16 protein-coding genes and 3 pseudogenes are annotated in these 22,994 nt (G+C 59.0%); 5 read left to right on the top strand and 14 right to left on the bottom strand.

Going from position 1 to position 22,994, the window contains the following annotated elements; translation table 11 throughout:
- Window positions 1-14: 14 nt before the first annotated feature.
- The 5 genes and pseudogenes from ACTG2U_RS07600 to ACTG2U_RS07620 form a co-directional block, all read right to left on the bottom strand.
- Window positions 15-980: pseudogene (locus tag ACTG2U_RS07600) on the bottom strand (oligopeptide:H+ symporter); the annotation flags it as partial.
- Between the two features lie 26 nt (window positions 981-1,006).
- A complete protein-coding gene (locus tag ACTG2U_RS07605) occupies window positions 1,007-2,149 on the bottom strand; it encodes an IS4-like element ISAs18 family transposase (RefSeq protein ID WP_041204923.1) in 1,143 nt (380 codons plus the stop codon).
- Between the two features lie 92 nt (window positions 2,150-2,241).
- A pseudogene (locus tag ACTG2U_RS07610) lies at window positions 2,242-2,790 on the bottom strand (oligopeptide:H+ symporter); the annotation flags it as partial.
- A 699-nt stretch (window positions 2,791-3,489) separates the two neighbouring features.
- On the bottom strand, window positions 3,490-4,452 hold the full coding sequence (gene yidZ, locus ACTG2U_RS07615; RefSeq protein WP_429116439.1) for an HTH-type transcriptional regulator YidZ: 963 nt from the start codon (window positions 4,450-4,452) through the stop codon (window positions 3,490-3,492).
- 14 nt (window positions 4,453-4,466) lie between these two features.
- The gene (locus ACTG2U_RS07620) at window positions 4,467-5,639 is read right to left on the bottom strand and encodes an MFS transporter (RefSeq protein WP_439974313.1); all 1,173 of its coding nucleotides are present in this window, start codon (window positions 5,637-5,639) and stop codon (window positions 4,467-4,469) included.
- 360 nt (window positions 5,640-5,999) lie between these two features.
- Here ACTG2U_RS07620 and ACTG2U_RS07625 point away from each other — a divergent pair, with 360 nt between their 5' ends.
- From ACTG2U_RS07625 to ACTG2U_RS07635, 3 genes and pseudogenes are all read left to right on the top strand, one after another.
- Window positions 6,000-6,929 (top strand): AAA family ATPase, encoded by a 930-nt coding sequence (locus ACTG2U_RS07625; RefSeq protein WP_439974314.1) that lies wholly within the window; start codon window positions 6,000-6,002, stop codon window positions 6,927-6,929.
- Window positions 6,929-7,924, top strand: a complete 996-nt coding sequence (locus ACTG2U_RS07630) for a DUF58 domain-containing protein (protein ID WP_439974315.1) — start codon at window positions 6,929-6,931, stop codon at window positions 7,922-7,924. Before ACTG2U_RS07625 ends, ACTG2U_RS07630 begins: the two co-directional genes overlap by 1 nt.
- Window positions 7,911-9,927, top strand: a pseudogene (locus tag ACTG2U_RS07635) (transglutaminase family protein). Before ACTG2U_RS07630 ends, ACTG2U_RS07635 begins: the two are co-directional and overlap by 14 nt.
- A gap of 62 nt (window positions 9,928-9,989) precedes the next feature.
- On the opposite strand, the gene ACTG2U_RS07640 reads toward ACTG2U_RS07635, so the two are convergent.
- A complete protein-coding gene (locus ACTG2U_RS07640; protein WP_013724018.1) occupies window positions 9,990-11,420 on the bottom strand; it encodes an alanine/glycine:cation symporter family protein in 1,431 nt (476 codons plus the stop codon).
- Window positions 11,421-12,121: 701 nt separating this feature from the next.
- On the opposite strand from ACTG2U_RS07640, the gene tal reads away from it, so the two are divergent.
- A complete protein-coding gene (gene tal / locus ACTG2U_RS07645; RefSeq protein ID WP_005349780.1) occupies window positions 12,122-13,072 on the top strand; it encodes a transaldolase in 951 nt (316 codons plus the stop codon).
- Between the two features lie 160 nt (window positions 13,073-13,232).
- Window positions 13,233-13,415, top strand: coding sequence for a DUF3545 family protein (locus ACTG2U_RS07650; protein WP_005338547.1), 183 nt, complete (start codon window positions 13,233-13,235; stop codon window positions 13,413-13,415).
- Between the two features lie 313 nt (window positions 13,416-13,728).
- Here the strand turns inward: ACTG2U_RS07650 and accA are convergent, their stop codons facing one another.
- From accA to ACTG2U_RS07690, 8 genes are all read right to left on the bottom strand, one after another.
- Window positions 13,729-14,679 carry an acetyl-CoA carboxylase carboxyl transferase subunit alpha gene (accA, locus tag ACTG2U_RS07655; RefSeq protein WP_005338549.1) on the bottom strand — a complete coding sequence of 317 codons (951 nt, stop codon included), beginning with the start codon at window positions 14,677-14,679 and terminating at the stop codon, window positions 13,729-13,731.
- A 15-nt stretch (window positions 14,680-14,694) separates the two neighbouring features.
- A complete protein-coding gene (dnaE, locus tag ACTG2U_RS07660; RefSeq protein ID WP_139443194.1) occupies window positions 14,695-18,174 on the bottom strand; it encodes a DNA polymerase III subunit alpha in 3,480 nt (1,159 codons plus the stop codon).
- Window positions 18,175-18,212: 38 nt separating this feature from the next.
- Window positions 18,213-18,803: a ribonuclease HII gene (rnhB, locus tag ACTG2U_RS07665; RefSeq protein ID WP_139443193.1), complete on the bottom strand. Its 591-nt coding sequence runs from the start codon at window positions 18,801-18,803 to the stop codon at window positions 18,213-18,215.
- 119 nt (window positions 18,804-18,922) lie between these two features.
- Entirely contained in the window at window positions 18,923-20,062 is a 1,140-nt protein-coding gene (gene lpxB / locus ACTG2U_RS07670) for a lipid-A-disaccharide synthase (RefSeq protein ID WP_439974316.1), read from the bottom strand.
- Window positions 20,055-20,846, bottom strand: coding sequence for an acyl-ACP--UDP-N-acetylglucosamine O-acyltransferase (gene lpxA, locus ACTG2U_RS07675; RefSeq protein ID WP_005338557.1), 792 nt, complete (start codon window positions 20,844-20,846; stop codon window positions 20,055-20,057). The genes lpxB and lpxA overlap by 8 nt, the downstream gene beginning before the upstream one ends.
- Window positions 20,847-20,851: 5 nt before the next feature.
- On the bottom strand, window positions 20,852-21,313 hold the full coding sequence (gene fabZ, locus ACTG2U_RS07680; protein ID WP_005338559.1) for a 3-hydroxyacyl-ACP dehydratase FabZ: 462 nt from the start codon (window positions 21,311-21,313) through the stop codon (window positions 20,852-20,854).
- A gap of 24 nt (window positions 21,314-21,337) precedes the next feature.
- Window positions 21,338-22,357 carry a UDP-3-O-(3-hydroxymyristoyl)glucosamine N-acyltransferase gene (gene lpxD, locus ACTG2U_RS07685; protein WP_439974317.1) on the bottom strand — a complete coding sequence of 340 codons (1,020 nt, stop codon included), beginning with the start codon at window positions 22,355-22,357 and terminating at the stop codon, window positions 21,338-21,340.
- Between the two features lie 3 nt (window positions 22,358-22,360).
- Complete coding sequence (locus ACTG2U_RS07690; RefSeq protein ID WP_005338563.1) at window positions 22,361-22,873, bottom strand: OmpH family outer membrane protein; 513 nt, start codon at window positions 22,871-22,873, stop codon at window positions 22,361-22,363.
- Window positions 22,874-22,994 lie beyond the last annotated feature (121 nt).

Genomic DNA, 22,994 nt, shown 5'->3' on the forward strand with positions numbered 1-22,994 from the left:
CTATCCTCCCCTCATTACACCTGTGACTGACCCGCGACCAGCCCCTCGGCCTCTGTCGGCGTCGCATTCATCATCCGGTTGAGCCAGGGCACCATCAGCCCCATCACCACCGCAATCAGCAGGGTCGCCATCCCGATCTTGCCAAACACGCCGGTGTAAATGGGCAAAGTTTGCAGCGGATCCGTCATCCCTTGCGGCACGGCGGTAAAAGTCGCCACATAGCCACCCAGCAGGGACGCCATCGCCTGAGTCAGGAACCACATTCCGAGAATAAAGCCCATCAACCGTTGTGGCACCAGCGCGGCGACCATCGCCAGCCCCAGCGCACTGATCATCAGCTCGCCCAGACTCTGGAACAGGTAGATAAGCACCATAAACCAGGGGGAGGTAAGCCCCTGCTCATCGGCAAACCACCAGCCGGATGCCGCCGCCGTCAGAAAGCCCAGCGAGCAGAAGAACATCCCGAGGGTGAACTTGAGCGGCATGGTGAGATCCCGCCCCTTGCTGCCCATCCGGGTATAGATCATCGCGAGTACCGGGCTACCCACCACCACCCAGAAGGGGTTGAGCGCCTGGAAGCTGATTGGGTTGACGCTCATGCCCAGCATCTCGTGGTGCATGTTGTTGATGGCAAAGAAATTCAGAGACGTCGGCATCTGGGCGTAAAGCACATAGAAGAGCACCGCCTCCAGCATCAGCACGAAGGCCACATACATCTTGTTGCGGCCCACGGTATCGAGCCTGAACGCCTCGCGAAAGAAGAAGATCACCACGGCGATAGTCACCGTCATCAGCACCATGTTGGCGATCACCACGTGGTGCATCAGCCAGGCGCAGAAGAAGACCATGGCTACCGAGCCCAATATAACCAGCAGCAGCTTGCTGTAATTCAGTGGCAGGTGATCCGGCGCTGAGCCAATATCCTTGACCATATTGCGGCAGGCAAAGAAGGTGAGCAGCGCAATAATCAGCCCCACCCCTCAGAGATCCCCTCATTTTTAGAGACTCAAATAATTCCAAGTGTGCGGGTATATAAGCGGTGTTGCTTCAGGTAGTAGATAAATTTATCCATCAACAAGACCGCATTGGCTTCTTTCATTTTAGGTAACAACTGGTAATAGATGACCCCTTGCCGAAAGAACGAATAGGTTCGGCTCTTGCTGGTATTGACCTTGATCGTTCTCTCTAGACCGACACTGTCTCCAGCCTTACCCAGCAGCGTCAGCAAGACGATGGCCAGGGCACTGAATAAAAACAGTCGGTCGCGCCGGACCGGATTACTGATGTGCACATCTCCCATACCCATGCCGAATTTGTAATCTTTGATATCACGAAAACTGGTCTCGATACCCCAGCGCTGGCCGTATAGTTGCAACGCCTTGGCGGCGCTCAGGTCGGTCCGGTTACTGGCCAGAAACCACGCGTCTTTCATGCCACTCTTATGACAACAATAGACCCGTTCGACAGGCTGTCGCTGCCCAGTTAGCTCCACCGCTTTGAGGGTTCGGGTGCGCCCGGTCGGCGTTAGCCAGTCCCGAGCTGGAACCTGCTCTACACCAGGGTAACCAACCAAAACATTTCCTTTAAATCTAATGAGATAAGCAAAGCCTAGCTCTTGCTCCAGGCGTTCGAACAGCTCCATGTAACCAAAGCCGCGGTCAGCTACTACCGTCACGAAGATACCCTCTGGCAACGTCTGCTTGAGCTTGGTGAGCAGCTCTTTCTCATGGGCATTGCGTTGCCCTTTGAGCAACGATTTCCGATGGGTTTTCCACAGCAGCGGAGTACTGCGACCGTGGTTGGTTTGCAGGCTGATAACCAAGGTACTGTGATCATCGGCATCGAATTCGGTCCAGTCCATGGAGACTACGATCTCGGTACGTTCACCGACCACATAGGGCACCCAATCGTCAAAGAGGCTCCAGACATTGAGCTTGGTGTTAGTGAGCAGGCGATCCACCTGTTTAACCGCATGTTTACGTTCGAGACCGTTGGCCAAGGAGAGGCCACTACCGATGGCGTGGATGGCCAGTGAACCTGACTCGATAACCCCGAGGGTAGCATTGGCGAGGGAAAGAACACGCTTAGCATGCATGTCCTGTCCAAATATATCGTCGATGTGGTTGAGGATTAGTTCGTGGTTAAACATGGGGATAGTCTGTTGGGTATTAGCTGGTCAAGGATGGCGATCATACCTCAGAAGCCGCGCCACGCCTCGCTCATATGAGGGGATGGTTAAGGCCCCACCCCGCACAGGTTATAGGTCACGGTGTAGCCGTAGTGATCGGCAATCACCGGTGCCAGCGAGAGGGAAATAAGGGAGCCGATATTGATCGACATATAGAACAGGGTAAACGCCCCATCCAGCCGCGGATCTTTTGGCTGGTAGCATTTTGACAGCAGGCTGGCCGGATTGGCCTTGAACAGGCAGTTACCGACCGCGATGGTGCCTAGCGCATAGAAAATCAGGTCGGGATTGTAGATAGAGAGGCCGGTCATAAAGTAGCCTATCACCAGCACCACGGCCCCCAGCACCATGGTGCGCTTGGTGCCGAGAATATGGTCGCCAACATAACCGCCTATCGAGATAAGACCATACACCAGCGCCGAGAAGGCACCGAAGGTGATAAACGACTGCTCCTGGGAAAAACCCAGTTGCTGTACAAAGAAAACGGCCAGGATCCCCTGCACGCCGTAATAACCGAAGCGCTCCCAGAGTTCGACGAAAAATATCATGAAAAAGGGTTTGGGTTGTTGTAACAACCCGGTCGGTGCTGTTGCTGGACGCATATCAACCTGCCTTTGCTGAGATTTATTTTTATTAATCTGGTGGTGGCTACCGCACTATTTTTTTGCCCGCCATTGCCATAACGGGGAGCACAGTCAGCCTGCCAATCTGGCTATTTTCGGGTGCACGGGCCCCGTTCGATGAAAGGTGTTTTTCATCTAGCCGGTTTCAATTACGGGTTATCGGGGGATGGTGAGTGGCGTCACGCTATGCCATTACCGGCGCCAGGCGCTACCTTTGCTGCATCCCTTCACTCAAGCCGGTTTTGCTTATTCCCCTCTGCTCCGTCACTCATGGCTGGTGGTTAGATAGCCGGGGCATGACACGGCCACAGACGACCTGTGGGGCTGGCTCACGCCGCGCTCTACTGGCTGTCACCTACGCAGGCGATATCTAACCCCACCATTCCAAGGGGCGTCATGCTATATCACTACAAATACAGGAACTTAATGGTCGATCACACTTTAAAATTGACCATTAGTGAAGTTTTCTAATGAAACCACATGAATTTTTTTCGTGAAAAGAGCTTCACTCGAGACGTGCAACCAAGGCTAATCTGTGCATAAAGAGAGTTGAATGGCACACAGTTGAACCCGAACTCGGCACTTAAGTCGTGCAAAAGCCCGCTCATCAGGGCGATACGACAACAAAAAGCCGGAGCAGATGGCTCCGGCTGATCGATGGGCACCGTCACGGCCACATTAGCGTGGCGATTCATCGTTGTAGAGCCGCCGGATCTCGTTGCGCAGCCACATCACCTTGGCATCCTGATTGTGCCGCTTGTGCCACAGTAAGATGAAGGCGATCTCCAGCTGGGCGTAGAGCTTCTCGGGGAGCGGCAGCGGCATGGCGATCAGATTGCCATGATGCCGACTGGCATAACCACCGCAGTAGGAAGGAGCCACAGCAATCAGTTCGTGGCTCGACTGGGAGGCGATATGCAGCGCCTGCTCGAAGCTGGAGACCATGATGGGCACCTCCCGCTTCAGCCCCTCGTCCTCCAGCAGGCTGTCGAGGGCCCAGGTATCGTTCGCCTCCCACACCATGCTGATCTGGGGGCAGGCCAGAAAGTTCTCCAGCGACCACTTCTGCTGGAGCAAGGGGTGATCCTTGCGCAGAAAAACCACCGGGCGATCGGTGAACAGCACCTCGTGATCGATGTAGTAGGGCAAGCGGTTGACCCTGGCCCGGGAGCGGCCATGGGTCTCGCGGGCGCAGAAGCCGAGATCCGCATCGCCATTGACGATGTCGTTGAGGGAGTGGTGATCCCACCCCAGCATCCTGACCACCGAGTTGGGGTACTTCTGGTAGATGGTCATGGGCAGATCGCTCAGGAAGCTGATGTAAAAGGGGGACTCCATCACCAGCGTGAAACGGGCACCGTCGGGGATCGCCTCGCTATTGAGCGAGGTGATGCTGTCGGTGAGCTGGAACCAGACCTTCAGCTCCTCCTCCAGGGTCAGGGAGAGGTTGGTGGGCTGCAATCCCTGCCGCACCCGCACAAACAGGGGATCGTCAAACCACTCCCGCAACTTGGCCAGAGACTTGCTCACCGCCGACGGGGTGACGCAGAGCTTTTTGGCCGCCCCTGCCACACTGCGCGCCTGCATCAGGTACTTGAACACCACCAGCAGGTTCAAATCGAGCTCACCCAGGTTGCGCATACCCCCTCCCATCGTTATCCCCGCGACCGCGCTTCGCGAAGCGCGAGCCATGGTACCAGCCCTTTGACAGCCAGGTAACTGAGCAGTGCCAGCAGCAGGGCGCAGATCAGCATCTCGGTCGGGGCAAAGCCAAGTTGGCCCAGCAGCCAGATATAGAGGCCGGAGAGGCTGATCTGCATGATGCAGAGCACCGCGCTGGCGAACGCCACATTGTGCTGACAACCATCGAGCGCCTCCCCCATCGCCACCCCGAACCCACAGGAGAAGCCGACACAGACCAGCGCAAACCCCGGCAGCAGCAGATGGATATCGCCCCCCGCCTGCCAGCTGCCGATCAGTGAGCACGCCGCCAGCAGATAGGAGAGATGAGCCACCGCCAGCACCTTCTGTTTGCCCAAACGTCGCAACAGCAGGGGCGTCAGGAAAGAGGTGGACATACTCACGCCGGCCATCACCATCATCACGATGGAGTACTGCTCGGTGGTGAAGCCAAACTCCTTCATCAGGATCAGCGGCGAGACGCTGACATAGACCAGAATGGCGGTCACGCTGGCACTGGTCAGCAGGGATAGCAGCATAAAGCGCGGCGAGCGCAGCAGGGCAAAGGGCAGCGCAGCGCCACTCCCCGGTTGCCGGGCCGGACGGGTCTCCTTGAGCAGCAACAAATTCACCAGACCGCTGATGGCCGCCACCAGCGCCATCGCCACGAAGATCCCGCGCCAATCAAAATGGGACAGGATGAGGTAACCGAGCACCGGCGCCAGCACCGGGATCACGCAGATAACCCCGTTGATCATCGAGAGCGCCATCGCCAGCCGCTCCTGACTCAGCACATCCCGCAGCACGGTAAAGGTCATGATATAGAGCGCCCCCGCCCCGACTCCCTGCCAGAAACGGCCGAAATAGAACTGACTTATCCCCTCTGCGCAGCCTGCCACCAGCGAGGCGAGGACAAAGATCAGCGCCCCCCCGAGCACCACCCAGCGCCGCCCGAAGCGATCGGCAATCATTCCGCCCAGCAGCACGGTGGCCGCCATACCGAACAGATAGATAGAGAAGGCGGTGTGGATCTGCGCCTCGCTAGCCTGCAGGGTATCGGCAATCTGGGGCACGGCGACCAGATAGAGATCGATCCCGACCGGATAGAGGATGATCATCAGAAAAGTGCACAACAGGAATACAGGCATGGATGCTCCATAACAGATTGACCCGCCTGCCCCCGCCAGATGGCAGCAACATAGAGCAAAAGTTGGCGGGGCCAAGGTGGTGACAAAGCTAGCAACGCAGCGCGTCGCAATGGGGGCAACTATATGGGCGCCCACCGCCCTCACCTAGTGAAGAGATGGCGATCGGTACATTCCAATCAGGAAATATTGTATTGAGCTGCGTGCCTGGGTGGCCATATTGAATCGACCAGAGGCCGTAATAAACCGGGTCACCTCCCGCTCATAGCCATCCCTGCGCAGCACTTTTACCGCCCGTCAGTTATCCGCCTTCGCCCTTGCGGGCGTATAAGCTGTAGGTGCGACGCAATACAGGGAAGGTGTATGAAGGGAATGAAGAGAGAAGAGCAGATTGCCGGGCTGCTGGCAGCACTGGAGCAAGTCATTCTGGGCAAGCCGCTACAGCTGAAAATCGCGCTGGTGACCCTGCTGGCGCGCGGTCATCTGCTGATCGAGGATCTGCCCGGTATGGGCAAGACCACCCTGGCCCACGCGCTGGCACAGGTACTGGGGCTGGCATGCCGGCGGATGCAGTTCACCGCCGATCTGCTTCCCGCCGACCTGCTGGGGTTGCAGATCTTTGACCCCCAGCAGCAAACATTTCGCTTTCACCCCGGCCCCATCTTCACCCAGGTACTGCTGGCGGACGAGATCAATCGCGCCAGCCCCAAAGTACAGAGCGCCCTGCTGGAGGCGATGGCCGAGGGCAAGGTGAGCATCGAGGGCCACACGCACCCACTCCCCGATCCATTTTTCGTCATCGCCACCCAGAATCCGTCGGATCAGGCGGGCACTTATCCACTGCCGGAATCCCAGCTAGACCGCTTCGCCGTGCGACTCTCTTTGGGTTTTCCGCCGCGAGAAGCGGAGCGCCAGCTACTGCGGGGCAACCAACCGACTGACCCGTTGCCCGCCATGCTGAATGACGCCGAGCTGGCTGCCCTGCAAGCGGAAGGTGATGCTATCCATGTTTCCGATGCCACCCTCGACTACCTGCTGGCGCTGGTGCACCAGAGCCGCTTTGATGGGGATCTGCCACAGCCCCTCTCCCCCCGGGCAGCCCAGACCTTGCTGGCGGTGAGCCGGGCCTGGGCGCTGGTGGCGGGGCGGCACTTTGTCACGGTGGAGGATGTGCAGGCAGTCTTCCCCTATGTGGCCGAGCATCGGCTGCGGGGCAGCTTTGGCGTACAGCACGGCGAAGCCTGCCCCCTGAGCCAGCGATTGCTGGCCAAGGTCGATCCGGACAATCCCTGATGAGCAAATTGCTAAACCGTTGGCAGCAGTGGCGAGCCCGCTGGCAACGACGCTGGCTCGACCGTCGCATTCCCCCAGCCCGCCAGATCACGCTGGCTACCCGCAGCCTCTTTATCCTCCCCACCCGCATGGGGCTGCTCTATCTGCTGGTGCTGCTCGCCATCTATCTGCTAGGCACCAACTACCAGAACAATCTGGTACTGCTGGTGGCCTACTGCCTCGGCAGCCTGTTTATGGCAGCCATGTGGCTCACCCACCGCAACCTGCTGGGGCTGGAGCTGCTGGGTGGGCCGCTGGTGCTGGGGGAAGCGGGTAGCCAGCTTCCTATCCGCATCTTGGTGCAGAGCCCGCGCCCGGTGCAGGCACTTCACTTTAGCCTCAACGAAGGCACCCTCTGGCTGGCACAGGCCGGCGCTGTGCCTCGCACCTTGATCCTGCCAGTATTGGGTTCACGCCGTGGGCCACTCTCCCTTGGCCGATTGCGGGTCGAGAGCCGCTACCCTCTCGGCCTGTTTCGCTGCTGGTCCTTGCTGGACTTGCAGCTAGAGGGCTGGCTCGCCCCCAAGCCGATGTTCGGGGCGCTAAGAGGGGAACATGCGACCCAAAGCGAAGGACATCAGGGCCAACCCGCTCCGGCCACCCTCGGTGACTTTGATGCCCTGCGGACACATCAAGCCGGCGAGCCACTGAGCCGGGTCGCCTGGAAGCAGCTTGCCCAGGGGCGCGGCCTGCTGAGCAAGCAGTTCAATGAACCGCAGCAGGATGACACTCACCTCACCTTGCAGCGGGTCGCGGGTGGGGATCTCGAGCAGCGGTTAGCGGTGCTGGCCTGGTGGTGCACCGATTACGGTAAGCGGGGCATCCCTTTTACCCTGACACTGGCAGGCCAGACGCTGGGGCCAGATAGCGGCGCCGCCTTTGTGCAGCGCTGCCTGCTGGCATTGGCCCGATTCGATGCCACACCACCGAAGAGCACGCCCGATGCTGCTCGATAACCGCCGCCTGTTGCCACTCATCGCCCTGCAACAGCTGCTGCTGGTCGCGGCGCTCTGGCCCCAGTTGCAACTCTGGGTAGTGGCGGTGGGCGCCATGACCCTCGGCATCCGGGCCATGATGCTGTGGCGTGGCTGGCCGCCCCTCCCTGCCCGCGGGTTGGCGCTGCTGGCCTTCACAACCGTGATGTTGCTGGGGTTGCAGTGGCGCACATTGGGCACTCTGCCCGCCCTGATCAATCTGCTCTGGCTCGGCTATAGCCTCAAAATGATCGAGGTACGGCGCGAGCGGGATATCGAGCAGGTGCTGCTGCTCGCCTTCTTTCTCATCGCGCTAGCGCTGGTGCAGCGACAGAGCATCGGCTGGACGGTCGGAATGACAGTGGCGCTCTGGCTGGCAGTGACCGCGCTGGTGGCCGCCATCGCCCCCGAACAGAAACGGCCTTGGCGCAGTGCAGGTGGTACCCTGCTGCTGGCGCTTCCACTGCTTATCACCCTGTTTTTGCTGCTGCCAAGGCTCCCGCCCCTCTGGCAGATGCCCACCACCAGCCGTGCACTGTCGGGGCTCTCGGAAGAGCTGGCCCCCGGCGATATCAGCGAACTTGTCAACTCCTCCGAACTGGCGTTTCGGGTCACCTTTGCCGATGGCCCGCCCCCTGTCCGCGAGCGCTATTTTCCGGTGATGCGCCAAGAGGTTTTCGATGGCCAGCGCTGGTTGCTGAGCCCCGAGGTCAAAGCATGGCAGCAGACAGTGCCGGTGCAGACCGGGCTGACCCTTCTGGCATCCTCTTCACAGGCCAACACTCAACAGGTAGATAGTCCGTTACCCGCCGGGAGCTACGAGGTGATCGCCGAGCCCCAGCGCCACCGCTGGGCCTTTGCTCTGAGTGAACCGCGCCTGCTGGCGGGTCCGGTGCTGCTAACCCCTCTCGACACCCTCTATCGACAGGGGAGCGGCGAGGTGGCGATCCGTTATCGCATTGGCCGCGGCGAAGCGCAGCCAGAGGATGACCACCAAGCCGCCCAGCGCAACCTGCAACTGCCAGCCGGGGGGCAACCCAAGAGCGCGCGCTCACGGCCAAGGGTTGGCTGTGCGCTATCCAGAACGCGCAGCGCTGGTCACCGCCCTACTCGCGCAGTTTCGCAGCCAATCCTATTACTACACTCTGACCCCGCCACGGCTTGGCAGTGACGGGGTGGATGAGTTCCTGTTCGATACCAGGCAGGGCTTTTGCGGCCACTACGCCATGGCGACCGCTTTCGTACTGCGCGCCGCCGGTATTCCGGCACGGCTGGTCACCGGTTATCTCGGCGGCGAGTGGAATCCCAGAGGCAACTATCTGGCGGTACACCAGTTCGATGCTCACGCCTGGGTAGAGTATCTCGATGAAGAGGGATCATGGCGGCGAATCGACCCCACTGCGGCAGTGGCACCGGAGCGTATTGAAGGCGGCGTAAGGGAGGCGCTGAGCGACGAGTTTACCGCTGCCGACCCCCTCGCTTTGCAGCGTTATCGCAACTGGGCCCTGCTCAATCAACTGCGCTGGTGGGGCAACAATATCGACTACCAGTGGAGTCGCTGGGTGATTGGTTACGATGCGGGTCAGCTCTGGCAACAAATCGGCCTGCGCTGGCCCGCACTGGCGGGACACACACCCTGGTTGATCCTCGCCAGCCTGATGCTGGTCGCCCTGCTGGTGAGCCTGCCCCTGCTGCTGCCCGCCCGCCTGCCGCCAGAGCGGCGCATCTGGCAGCCCCTGCTCAAACGGGGTAAACGCAGCGGCTATCCCCCAGAGCCCGCCGAAAGCATGGGGACATGGTGCGAGCGGCTGGCACGGCTGCGTCCCGACCTTGCCCACCCCCTGCTAAAGAGTGCATGGCTCTATCGACTCTGGCGTTATGCCCCCCTCAGCGAACGGCAACAAGGGCGCTGCGGGCGCCAGTTACGACGGCGTGTCAGACAGCTCGTTCGGCGCTGGGATAAGCAACCCAAGAGTGCACCATAAAAGAAGGGGGAGCCACCGGCTCCCCCTTCAGGTTTTAATCAAGAGGTTTGACTCACCGCTTGTTACTTTTTGGTCGGATTGTCCCAGATCCCCTCTTCCAGCTGGGAGCGGATCTCGGGGTATTTGTTGGCATCGAAGGTGGGTACCTTGCCCAGCCGGAGCTGGTCGTTGTAATCCTTCGCCAGCTTGATGGCAACGCTGGAGAGCAGCAGGATCGCCACCAGGTTGACGATGGCCATCAGACCCATGGAGACATCCGCCATGGCCCACACAATCGGCAACTCACCCACGGCACCGAACATCACCATCCCCAGCACGAACACCCGAAACAGCATCAGGCCACCCTTGTGGTTGTGCTCGAGGAACACCAGATTGGTCTCGGCATAGGAGTAGTTCGCCACGATAGAGGTGAAGGCGAAGAAGAAGATGGCCGCCGCAATGAAGATGTTGCCACCGCTGCCAATCTGGGAGGAGAGCGCCCGCTGGGTCAGCTCGACACCGGTCACGCCGGAGCCCGGCTCAAACTGACCGGACATCAGGATGATGGCGGCGGTACAGCTGCAGATGACGATGGTGTCCATAAAGACCCCCAGCATCTGCACATAACCCTGGGAGGCCGGGTGCGGCGGATAGGGAGTGGCAGTCGCCGCAGCGTTGGGCGCAGAGCCCATGCCCGCTTCGTTGGAGAAGAGACCGCGCTTGATACCGTTGATCATCGCCTGGGAGATGGCATAACCCAGCGCACCCGAGCCTGCCTGCTCAATCCCGAAGGCGGACTTGATGATCAGCATGAAGACATGGGGCAACTCGGTGATGTTCATCGCCACGATCACCAGCGCCAGCAGGATGTAGGCCAGCGCCATAAAGGGCACCACCAGCTCGGCAAAACGGGCAATGCCACGAATTCCGCCGAAGATGATCAGGCCGGAGAGCGCCACCAGCGCCAGACCGCTGACCCAGTCAGGAATGCCAAACGCCACCTTCATCGCCAGACTGATGGAGTTGGCCTGCACCGCGTTGAACACCAGACCAAACGCCAGGATCAGGCAGAGCGAGAAGACCACCCCCATCCAGCGCATGCCAAGGCCTTTCTCCATGTAGTAGGCCGGGCCACCACGGTAGTTGCCATCCTCATCCTTGACCTTGTAGAGCTGGGCCAGGGTGCTTTCGACGAAGGCGGTCGCCATGCCGATAAAGGCAATCAGCCACATCCAGAAGATGGCGCCGGGGCCACCCAGATAGATGGCGACAGCCACACCGGCCAGGTTGCCGGTGCCGACACGGGCGGCAAGGCTGGTACAGAGGGCCTGGAAGGAGGAGATGCCCGCGTTGTCCGATTTACGGCTGTTTTTCAGCACGGAAAACATGTGGCCAAAGTGACGGATCTGGATAAAACCCAGGCGGAAGGTGAAAAAGATACCGACCCCGATGAGCAGGTAGATGAGCACGGCTCCCCACATCAGGTCGTTTAGCATCGCAATCAAGGTGTCCATAATTCTCTCGTTGTTATTCACATCCATGGCCAGTCTGCGCTGACCGTTTTCTGTCTGTCGTTTAATTAGCGTTTCGCTAAAGGGGCGGAATCTAGCACAGCGGGAGAGCCCGGAATAGTGATCCCGGTCACGCGAGACACAAAAAACGAACTGTAAAAGCCCATAAAGCTCCATTTAAATCGCAAACTTTCAACAAACTCAATAATTCAATCAGACAGGCCACCATTAAGCCCCATAAGAGAACCATTTTGATATATCCCTGATGAGCTATGCGAAAACGCAAACGCTTGCATGAAATGGCTTTCAAACGGAGACATTTCGCCAAACGTTTTCGCTGTAATTAAATTTCAAGTGCGTAGTGAGATAATTTATGTGATCGACGACACAAATATGGATATTGGCTAAAAAAGTTCAGCTGAAAGCAAACCGGAGCGAGGTCGGAAGGAAATGTAAAAAACCTTACTAATCATATAGTTTCAAGCCATAAAACTGGATGACTCAACAGCCTGAATGTTTAACAACCAAGCGCCCCTATTGCAGGATGCAGCACATCAGTATTAATTAGGCAGGCAATGACGATGGGCCGCCCCCATCGCGCTTTTCTGAGCCTGAGGCACCAAGATCCTGTAATTTTATTTCAGAACCACCGTCTCAAGCCCGCAACCCAGGGATTACTCCCTCATTAAGAGATGATATTCGCTATGGCCGATAAATTAACCCAGCTGAAAGCCCTGACCACTGTTGTTGCCGACACCGGTGATATCGAAGCCATCAAACGCTATCAGCCCATCGATGCCACCACCAACCCCTCTCTGGTTCTGAAGGCCTCCGAGATCCCCGAGTACGCTCCGCTGATCGAAGACGCCATCAAGTGGGCCAAAGCCCAGAGCCAGGACAAGGCACAGCAAATCATCGACGCGGGCGACAAGCTGGCCGTCAACATCGGTCTGGAAGTGCTGAAGATCGTTCCTGGCCGCATCTCTACCGAAGTGGATGCCCGCCTCTCCTTCGATACCGAAGCCAGCATCGCCAAGGCCCGCAAGCTGATCCGTCTCTACAACGAAGCGGGTATCAGCAACGACCGCATTCTGATCAAGCTGGCCTCCACCTGGGAAGGGATCCGTGCCGCCGAGGTTCTGGAGAAAGAGGGTATCCAGTGCAACCTGACCCTGCTGTTCTCCTTCGCCCAGGCCCGTGCCTGTGCCGAAGCCGGTGCCTTCCTGATCTCCCCGTTCGTGGGTCGCATCCTCGACTGGTACAAGGCTAAAAATGGCCGTGATTACACCGCCAGCGAAGATCCGGGCGTGGTCTCCGTCACCTCCATCTACAACTACTACAAGCAGCACGACTACCCGACCGTGGTGATGGGCGCCAGCTTCCGCAATACCGGCGAGATCCTGGAACTGGCCGGTTGCGACCGCCTGACCATCGGCCCGGCCCTGCTGGAAGAACTGAGCAAGACCGAAGGCGCCGTGGTACGCAAACTGGACTACACCGGTGAGCGCAAGGCCAAACCGACCCCGATGACCGAAGCCGAATTCCGCTGGGAACTGAACCAGGATGCCATGGCTCACGAGAAGCTGGGCGAAGGTATCCGCATGTTCGCCATCGACCAGGGCAAGCTGGAAACCATGCTGGCAAGCCGCCTGTAATCGGTTCTTTTTTCTGATAAAAACCGGGCCCCTAACAAGGGGCCCGGTTTTTTTTCATGGGCTTTTTTAGCGCTGTCATAGAGTCGTCACGAAAACGTTTTAATTTCAGATTCGTTATGTTATACGGGTGGTGAAAACGATAAAAACCAAGGAGGGAGCCATGGAAATGTTCAACTTCGATTATGACGAGGTGGTTGAACTCGGTTCGCGTAGCCGCGGGACAACGGGAAAAAAACGTAAATGGCGTGAAATCGAGGCGTTGAAAGACAAACATCGCCTGCAGAAGGAGCTGCAATCCATCGATATCGCCTATGAAGGTCTTACAGACGAGATTGAACTGTAATACCGCCAGACACCTGTAAAAGCGCTCCGCACAGCCGGGGCGCTTTTTTATGCCGCTATCGGATGATCAAGCGGCTTGTCATGCCACCGCTAACGATGCCACAGGATGCAGCGGGCAGGCGACAGACAACGCGTTGCCGTAGTCCCTGACAGCCCTCACCAACGGCATGGCATACCAACACGGCCCCTCATCCGCGAAGAGTGAGCGGCGCCGTTTCAGGGCGTGTTGGAGCAAACATCGCAAGACAGGTCATCAGCAATAAAAAGCCCCCGTCGATGACGGGGGCCTGAATACTCGGGATTGACGGCAGCGCTTAGCAGTAACCGTAGCCCAGCAGACGCTGGTAGCGCTGCTCCAGCAGTTGCTCGGTATCGAGCGGACGCAGTGCGTCCAAATCCTGCTTGATGCGAGCCTTGAGGTTTTTGGCCATCTTCTCCACATCGCGGTGAGCACCGCCGAGGGGCTCGTCGATCACGTGGTCGATCAGCTTGAGCTCTTTCAGACGCTGGGCAGTGATACCCATCGCTTCGGCAGCTACGGAGGCCTTGTCAGCGCTCTTCCACAGGATGGAGGCACACCCTTCCGGCGAGATGACGGAGTAGGTGGAGTACTGCAGCATGTTGACCCGGTCACCCACGCCGATTGCCAGCGCACCACCGGAGCCACCCTCACCAATCACGGTGCAGACCACCGGCACGGTCAGACCGGCCATCACTTTCAGGTTGCGGGCAATCGCTTCGGACTGGCCACGCTCTTCGGCACCGACGCCGGGGTAAGCACCTGGGGTGTCGATAAAGGTGATGATCGGCATCTTGAAGCGCTCAGCCATCTCCATCAGACGCAGGGCCTTGCGGTATCCTTCCGGACGCGGCATACCGAAGTTGCGCTTGATCTTCTCTTTGGTCTCGCGACCCTTCTGGTGACCAATCACCATCACAGGCTCACCGTCGAGACGGGCGATGCCGCCGACGATAGCCTTGTCATCGGCATAGGCGCGATCGCCAGCCAACTCGTCAAAATCGGTGAAGATATGCTCGATATAGTCAAAGGTGTAGGGGCGCTGGGGATGACGCGCCATCTGGGATACCTGCCAGGCACCCAGATCACCGAAGATCTTCTTGGTCAGCTCTTCGTTTTTCTTCTCCAGCCGGCGGATCTCGTCTTTCAGATCCACGGCGTGATTGCCTTCACTCACATGTTTGAGTTCATCAATCTGCGCCTGCAACTCGGCAATCGGCTGTTCAAAATCCAGAAAAAGACTCATAGGGCCTTAGAACCTCTAATCAAAAACCAATTCAACCCGCTCTCGTCCAAGCAGGACTCGCAAGTCATCTATCAGTTGATCGGTGGGCGTCACCCGCCACTCGGTACCGAGCGTCAATCGCACCCGGGAGCCGGGGCGACGATAGTTTACCTGAACCGGACAGACTCCGGCACGGGCGGGCTCCAAAATCTCGCACAAACGCGGGAAAAAGCGATCATCAATCCGCTGTTCATCGAGGGAGATGCGGATTGCTCTGGCAAAACGCTCCCTCGCATCGTTGATATCCAGTAATTCTCGAGCCGACATTTTAAGGCCACCGGAGAAGTCATCAAAGCTGACCTGTCCAGAAACCACCAAAATGCGGTCTTTTTGCATCAATTCTTCATATTTTTCCAGCGCTTCACTGAACAGGGTCACATCAAGGCGACCAGAACGGTCGTCCAGGGTGAAGATCCCCATCTTGTTGCCACGCTTGGTCACCATGCTGCGAGCCGCGATCACCAGCCCCGCCGCCGTGGTCACGGTATCGCGGGAGGTGGGATGCAGATCGCACAGGCGACCCGAGGTATAACGACGCAATTCGCTGCTGTACTGGTTGATGGGGTGGCCGGTGAGATAGAGCCCGAGGGTCTCGCGCTCCCCTTCCAGCCAGACCTTGTCAGGCCAGTGCGGCACGTTGGCAAACGCCTTTTTGACGTCGTCAATCTCTTCGGTGAGCACGCCGAACATGTCGACCTGCCCCACTGCCTGCGCCTTGGCGTGCTGCTCGGCGGCCCGCATCGCCTCCTCCAGGGTCGCCATCAGGGCGGCGCGGTGGGGGCCGAGCCGATCCATGGCGCCGGAGAGGATCAGCTTCTCCATCACCCGCTTGTTGAGCTTCTTGATGTCGACCCGGTTGCAGAAGTCGAACAGATCGCGGAATGGGCCGTCCTGATCCCGTGCGCTCAAGATCGCATCGATGGGGCCTTCACCCACCCCTTTCACCGCCCCGATCCCGTAGACGATATGGCCATCTTCGTTGACCGAGAAGCGATAGCGGCCAGTGTTCACATCCGGCGGGATCACGGTGAGCCCCATCCGCTGACACTCGTCCACCAGAGTCACGATCTTGTCGGTGTTGTCCATATCGGCGGTCATAACCGCCGCCATGAACTCGGCCGGGAAGTGGGTCTTGAGCCAGAGGGTCTGGTAGGAGACCAACGCATAGGCGGCGGAGTGGGATTTGTTGAAGCCGTAGCCCGCAAACTTCTCCACCAGATCGAAGATCTTCATCGCCAGTTCGCCGTCGACGCCATTTTTGACGGCGCCCTCCTCGAAACCGGCTCGCTGCTTGGCCATCTCCTCGGGCTTTTTCTTACCCATCGCCCGGCGCAGCATGTCTGCGCCACCGAGCGTGTAGCCAGCCAGGGTCTGGGCGATCTGCATCACCTGCTCCTGATAGAGGATGATGCCGTAGGTCGGTTCCAGAATCGGTTTCAGGCTCTCGTGCTGCCACTTCTCGTCCGGATAGGAGATCGCTTCATTACCGTGCTTGCGGTCGATGAAGTTATCCACCATGCCTGACTGGAGCGGGCCCGGTCGGAACAGGGCCACCAGTGCGATCATGTCTTCGAAGCAGTCGGGGCGCAGCCGCTTGATGAGATCCTTCATGCCGCGGGATTCCAGCTGGAATACCGCGGTGGTCTCGTAGCGCTGCAGCAGGTCAAACGACTTCTTGTCATCGATGGGGATGGCGGCGATATCGACCGGCGGCTTGCCCTCTTTGGCAAGACGCGGGTTTATCATGCCGAGCGCCCAGTCGATGATGGTGAGGGTGCGCAGACCCAGGAAGTCGAACTTCACCAGGCCGGCGTATTCCACGTCGTTCTTGTCGAACTGGGTGACCGGGTGATGGCCTTCGTCATCGCAGTAGAGCGGCGCAAAGTCGGTGATCTTGGTGGGTGCGATCACCACGCCACCGGCGTGTTTACCTGCGTTGCGCACTACCCCTTCCAAGCGGCGGGCCATGTCGATGAGGTCCTTGACCTCCTCATCCTGCTCGTAGAGCTCGGGCAGCTTGGGCTCGGCCTCGAATGCCTTGGCGAGCGTCATGCCCGGATCCGGCGGAATGAGCTTGGAGATGCGATCCACAAAGCCGTAGGCGTGGCCCAGCACCCGGCCCACGTCCCGCACCACCGCCTTGGCCGCCATGCTGCCGAAGGTGATGATCTGGGAGACCGCATCCCGACCATACATGTCGGAGACGTGTTCAATCACCTCGTCGCGCCTGTCCATGCAGAAGTCGACGTCGAAGTCGGGCATGGATACCCGCTCGGGGTTAAGGAAACGTTCGAACAGCAGGTCAAATTCCAGCGGGTCGAGGTCAGTAATCTTGAGGGCGTAGGCCACCAGAGAACCTGCCCCCGACCCCCGGCCCGGACCAACGGGGATGCCGTTGTCCTTGGACCACTGGATAAACTCCATCACGATGAGGAAGTAACCCGGGAAGCCCATCTGGTTGATCACTTTCAGCTCGACATCGAGACGCTCGTCATACTCGGGACGTCGCTCGGCGCGCACTTGCGGATCCGGGAACAGGAACTCGAGACGCTCCTCCAGACCCTCTTTCGACTTGGCCACCAGAAAATCTTCGGTAGTCATGTCACCGGTCGGGAAGTTGGGCAGGAAGTACTCGCCGAGACGCACCGTCACGTTGCAGCGTTTGGCGATCTCCACCGTGTTTTCCAGCGCTTCGGGAATGTCGGCAAACAGCTCCGCCATCTCCTCCTGACTACGCAGGTACTGCTGGGGGCTGTAGCGACGGGGACGGCGTTTGTCCATCAGGGTATAGCCATCGTGGATGGCGACCCGGATCTCGTGGGCGTCGAAGTCATCGGCGTTGAGGAACACCACCTCGTTGGTGGCCACTACCGGCAGCTCGAACTCGGTGGCAATGGCCACCGCCATGTGCAGATAGACCTCCTCGTCGGAGCGACCGGTGCGCAGCAGCTCGAGGTAATAGGCATCCGGGAAGTGAGTCTGATAGAAGGCGACGCACTGCTCGGTCATCTGGCGGTTGCCCTTGAGCAGGAACTTGCCCACATCCCCCTCGCGGCCGCCGGAGAGGACGATCACCCCCTTGGCATGCTCGGCGAGCCAGCTCTTGTCGATAACCGGCCGCCCTTGCACGTGGCCGCGCTGGTAACCGCGGGAAATAAGCAGGGTGATGTTCTGGTAGCCGTCGTTATCCATGGCTAGCAGGGTGAGACGGAACTGCTCGTCGCCGAGCTCATCGCTCTGCACCCAGAAGTCGGCACCGACGATGGGTTTGATCCCCTTGCCGTGGGCTGCGCCATAGAAGCGCACCAGACCGCACATGTTCATCTGATCGGTCAGCGCCAGCGCCGGCATGTTGTTGGCCGCCGCCGCCCCGACTATGGGATTGATCTTCTGCAGGCCATCGACCATGGAGAAGTCGGAGTGGACTCGCAGGTGGATAAAACGGGGGTCAGCCATCGTCATCTCCTCTCGCTGCTCAAACTAAATGGCATGGTCTACTCGATCCCCAGTGCGCGGCGCACCGGCTTGAAGCTCTTGCGATATTCGGGCAACGGGCCACGCTCGGCCAGAATGGCGAGGTGCTCAGCGGTCGGATAACCCTTGTGGCGGGCAAAACCATATTCGGGATGACGGCTGTCCAGCTCGGTCATCTCGCCGTCGCGGGTCACCTTGGCGAGGATCGAAGCGGCACTGATGGCGGCCACCAGACTATCGCCCTTGACCACGGCGCGCGCTTCCATCGGCAATGCAGGGCAACGGTTGCCATCGATAAAGACCAGCTCAGGGGTGACCTTCAACTCCGCCACGGCTCGCTGCATCGCCAGCATGGTGGCATGCAGGATGTTGAGCTCGTCGATCTCCTCCGGGCTGGCGCGACCGATGGCCCAGGCGAGCGCCTTCTCTTTGATCTCGTCAAACAGGGCGAGGCGCTTCTTCTCGGAGAGCTTCTTGGAGTCGTTGAGCCCCGCGATCGGATTAGCGGGATCGAGAATGACCGCAGCGGTGACCACGTCACCCACCAGGGGGCCACGGCCCACTTCGTCCACACCGGCAACCAGCTTGTCGTCAGGAATATCGATCATCATCTTGTAGCCTTGAATCAAAACAGGCCCCGTGGGGCCTGACAGGGGTCGACTGGCGCGGCATCACCGCTCGGAAAACGGATTAACGGGCTGCGCGGCGCAATCGACGGTCCGAAATAGCGTTATCTGCCGAGCAGATCCGCCACCGCATCGGCGGCCTGCGAGTCGGCATTGCAGCGGATCAGCTGGTGCAGCTCGGTGAAGGTGTTGACCAGCGCACTGTTGTCGTGCTCGAAGTACTTGCTCACCTCTTCCACCAGATTCTCCGGGGTGCACTTGTGCTGGATGAGTTCCGGCACCAGCATGCGACCGGCCAGCAGGTTGGGCAGAGAGACAAATTCGGTCTTTACCAGTCGCTGGGCCAGCCAATAGCTGAAGGGCTTGAGCTTGTAACCCACCACCATCGGCTTTTTCACCAGCATGGCTTCGAGCGCCGCGGTGCCGGAGGCCAGCATCACCACGTCGGCGGCGATCATCGCCTCGCGGCCCTGCCCTTCCAGCAGCACCATGTCGAGACCCGGCGCTACCTCGGCCTTGATGGCCATAAACTGCTCGCGCCGTTTCTGGTTGACCAGCGGCACAATGAAGCCGAGATCCGGATAGCGCACCGTCAGGTGTTTGCACGCTTCGAGAAACAGGGGGGACATAAAGCCCACTTCTGCGGTGCGGCTGCCCGGTAGCACCGCCAGCCAGCGGCGATTGGCATCGATACCGAGATTGCGACGCACGGCAGCCTGATCCGGCACCAGCGGAATATCATCCGCCATGGTGTGACCGACAAAACGGCAAGGGGCATCGAAGCGGTCGTAGAAGGCTTTCTCGAACGGCAGGAAGGCGAGCACCATGTCGGTAGCGGCCTTGATCTTGTGAATGCGGTTCTGGCGCCAGGCCCACACAGAGGGGCTGACATAGTGAACCGTCTTGATACCGGCGCGGCGCAGTTTCAGCTCCACTCCGATATTGAAATCCGGTGCATCCACGCCGATGAAGATATCGGGCGGATTGGCAATAAAGTGGCGCAGCAGTTCGCGACGAACCTTGAGGATGCGCGGCAGACGGCCAAGCACCTCGGTGATCCCCATGACGGAGAGCTCTTCCATCTCGAACAGCGCCTTGACGCCGAGGGCCTGCATCCGCGGCCCTGCGATCCCTTCAAACTGCGCATCCGGGTAGCGGGCTTGCAGCTCGCGCACCAGACCGGCAGCCAGGATGTCGCCGGAGACTTCTCCGGCGACGATACCGATACGAACCGGATCAGGCACGGATGATCCCGCGCTCGTTATCTTTGAGGAAGTCCACATAGAGCTGGACGGCCGGTTCGGCTTGCGCCATCTCAATCAGCACAGGCAGCACCTCTTCGATGGTCTTGCCGGAGCGGAAGATCTCTTTGTAGGCACGCTTGACGGCGGAGATCGCCTCGGCGCTGAAACCGCGGCGACGCAGACCTTCGGAGTTGACCCCGAACGGCTTGGCGTAGTTGCCGGCGGCCATTACGTAAGGCGGCACGTCTTTGTTCAGGGCTGCGCAGCCACCGACGAAGGCGTGGGAGCCGACGCGGCCAAACTGGTGAATGGCGGAGAGACCACCAAAGATCACGAAGTCACCGATCACCACGTGGCCCGCTAGGGTCGCATTGTTGGCGAAGATGCAGTTGTCACCGATGATGCAGTCGTGGGCAACATGAACGTTGACCATGAACAGGTTGCCGCTGCCCACCTTGGTCAGACTCTGATCCTGAATGGTGCCACGGTGGAAGGTGCAGTTCTCGCGAATGACGTTGTTGTCGCCAATCTCAAGGAAGGTGCGCTCACCGGCGTACTTCTTGTCCTGGCAATCCTCACCGATGGAGGTGTGCTGGAAGATCTTGTTGCCGCGACCAATCTTGGTCGGGCCCTTGATCACCACATGGGAACCTACCCAGGTGTTGTCACCGATTTCCACCTCGGCGCCGATGACAGAAAAGGGGCCGATTTCAACCCCTTTACCGATCACGGCAGACTCATGGACGATGGCAGTATCGTGAATGATGGCAGTCTGGTCGATCACGTGTGTTAAACCTCGCGTTTGGCGCACATCAGCTCGGCGGTACAGACCACTTCACCGTCGACGGTGGCGACACCGGTGAACTTGGCAATACCGCGACGCTCTTTCAGGAACTCCACGTCGAGCACCAGTTGGTCACCGGGGCCGACCGGACGCTTGAAGCGAGCGTTGTCGATTGAGGCAAAATAGTAGAGTTCGTTGGGAGACGGCTTGCCCACCATGGTAAAGGCCAGGATACCGGTGGCCTGTGCCATCGCTTCCAGGATCAGTACGCCCGGGAACACCGGCTTGGCCGGGAAGTGCCCCTGGAAGATCGGCTCGTTGAACGAGACGTTCTTGATGGCGCGCAGGGTTTTGCGCTCATCGCTGATCTCGTAGTCGTCTACACGATCCACCATCAGAAACGGATAACGGTGGGGCAGCAGATCCATGATTTCCTGGATACCCAGGCTCTTCTTTTCAGTAGTCAAAACAGTACCCTATACCAATCGTGATTATTCTTGATCCAGCTTCTTCTCAAGCTTGCTTAACCGCTTGTGCATCTCTTCGATACGCATCACCCGGGCGGCGGTCTTGCGCCACTCTTTATTGGTTTGCAGAGGGATGCCGGAAGAGTAGACACCGGGCTCGGTAATGGGTCGCATCACCATGGCCATACCGGTGACGGTGGCCTGGTCGCAGATCTCCATATGCCCGTTAAAGACGGAAGCGCCGCCAATGATACAGTATTTGCCGACCTTGAGACTACCAGCCATCACGGTAGAGCCCGCCACGGCGGTGCCGTAACCGATCTCCACGTTGTGGGCGATCTGGCACTGGTTGTCGATGATGACATTATCAGCGATGCGGGTATCTTCCAGCGCACCGCGGTCAATGGTGGTACAGGCACCGATCTCGACCCGGTTGCCAATGGTCACACCGCCGAGCTGGGGGATCTTGACCCACTCGCCACGTTCATTGGCATAACCGAAACCATCGGCGCCGATCACTGTGCCGGATTGAACCAGACAGTCGGCGCCCATAGTCACATTGTGATAGAGGGTGACGTTGGCCCACAGCCGGGAGCGCGCTCCCAGCCGGGTATTTTTGCCAACAAAACAGCCCGGGCCAATGCGTACATCGTCACCCAGCACGACGCCGGATTCGATCACTGCATTGGCGCCGATGGCCACGCTCTCGCCCAGTTGCACGTCAGCCGCGATAACGGCGCTCGGATGAATATCCGTGGCCGGCTGCGGGGTGGTGTCCAGCAGTTGGGCTACCCGGGCAAAGCCCACATAGGGGTCTTTGAGCACCAGGGCATTGGTGGGACAAAATGGCAGATCCGCTTCTGTAATGAGCACGGCGGTCGCCTTGCTCTGCTCCAGATAGTGCCGGTACTTCTTGTTGGACAGGAAGGTGATATCCCCCTCTCCGGCCTTTTCCAATGTCGCTACCTTGCGGATTTCCAGGGTTCCGTCGCCATGGACCTGGGCCCCCAGTTGCTGGGCCAGCTGTGCGAGAGTGAATGCCATCAATTAGTTGCTCTTGCTTACCTGAGAAATAACCTGGCCGGAGATGTCCAGCTTGCTGGCGGCATACGGGGCGGCATTGCGCTCCAGCACCAGATCGTAACCATTGCTCTTGGCGATGGAATCGATGGCAGCCTGTACCTTGGTCAGGATCTTGTTGCGCTCTTCGGACTGACGGCGGCCGTTGTCCTGCTCAAAGGCTTGACGCTTCTGGTTGAACTCCATCTGCAGCTTGGCCAGCTTCTCCTGGTTCTGCTTCTTCTGCTCGGCGCTCATGAAGGCTTCATCCTTGCGGAACTTCTCGACCAGCTTCTGGCCTTCCTGTTCCAGCTTCTGCAGCTCACGCATACGCGGCTCGAATTCACCTTTCAGCTTGGCTGCAACGGCTTCACGCTGGGGCAGCTTTTGGAAGACTTCGCCCATATCCACCACGGCGATCTTGGTCTCAGCGAAGGCAGAACCCATGCCGGCAGCCATCAGTGCAAAGCTCAAACCAGCTACTTTCAACGCTTTATTCACACTTACTCCTTGTTCCCTCATGGCGAGGGCTACCTGATTTACCCGATTATGCAAGCGGCGTTAGGACCGTCTTGTTACCTGGTGAGGCACGCATACCGCGCGTCCCATCATTGAAGACCCC

Origin of the sequence: Aeromonas sp. 95A (assembly GCF_051919235.1) — a bacterium.
GTDB classification, from domain to species: domain Bacteria; phylum Pseudomonadota; class Gammaproteobacteria; order Enterobacterales; family Aeromonadaceae; genus Aeromonas; species Aeromonas veronii.

Excerpts from the sequence above, each read along its gene's own strand:
- ACTG2U_RS07605 (WP_041204923.1), bottom strand. The coding sequence starts at position 2,149 with ATGTTTAACCACGAACTAATCCTCAACCACATCGACGATATATTTGGA.
- yidZ (WP_429116439.1), bottom strand. The coding sequence starts at position 4,452 with ATGCGCAACCTGGGTGAGCTCGATTTGAACCTGCTGGTGGTGTTCAAG.
- ACTG2U_RS07620 (WP_439974313.1), bottom strand. The coding sequence starts at position 5,639 with ATGCCTGTATTCCTGTTGTGCACTTTTCTGATGATCATCCTCTATCCG.
- ACTG2U_RS07625 (WP_439974314.1), top strand. The coding sequence starts at position 6,000 with ATGAAGGGAATGAAGAGAGAAGAGCAGATTGCCGGGCTGCTGGCAGCA.
- ACTG2U_RS07630 (WP_439974315.1), top strand. The coding sequence starts at position 6,929 with ATGAGCAAATTGCTAAACCGTTGGCAGCAGTGGCGAGCCCGCTGGCAA.
- ACTG2U_RS07640 (WP_013724018.1), bottom strand. The coding sequence starts at position 11,420 with ATGGACACCTTGATTGCGATGCTAAACGACCTGATGTGGGGAGCCGTG.
- tal (WP_005349780.1), top strand. The coding sequence starts at position 12,122 with ATGGCCGATAAATTAACCCAGCTGAAAGCCCTGACCACTGTTGTTGCC.
- ACTG2U_RS07650 (WP_005338547.1), top strand. The coding sequence starts at position 13,233 with ATGGAAATGTTCAACTTCGATTATGACGAGGTGGTTGAACTCGGTTCG.
- accA (WP_005338549.1), bottom strand. The coding sequence starts at position 14,679 with ATGAGTCTTTTTCTGGATTTTGAACAGCCGATTGCCGAGTTGCAGGCG.
- dnaE (WP_139443194.1), bottom strand. The coding sequence starts at position 18,174 with ATGGCTGACCCCCGTTTTATCCACCTGCGAGTCCACTCCGACTTCTCC.
- rnhB (WP_139443193.1), bottom strand. The coding sequence starts at position 18,803 with ATGATGATCGATATTCCTGACGACAAGCTGGTTGCCGGTGTGGACGAA.
- lpxD (WP_439974317.1), bottom strand. The coding sequence starts at position 22,357 with ATGGCATTCACTCTCGCACAGCTGGCCCAGCAACTGGGGGCCCAGGTC.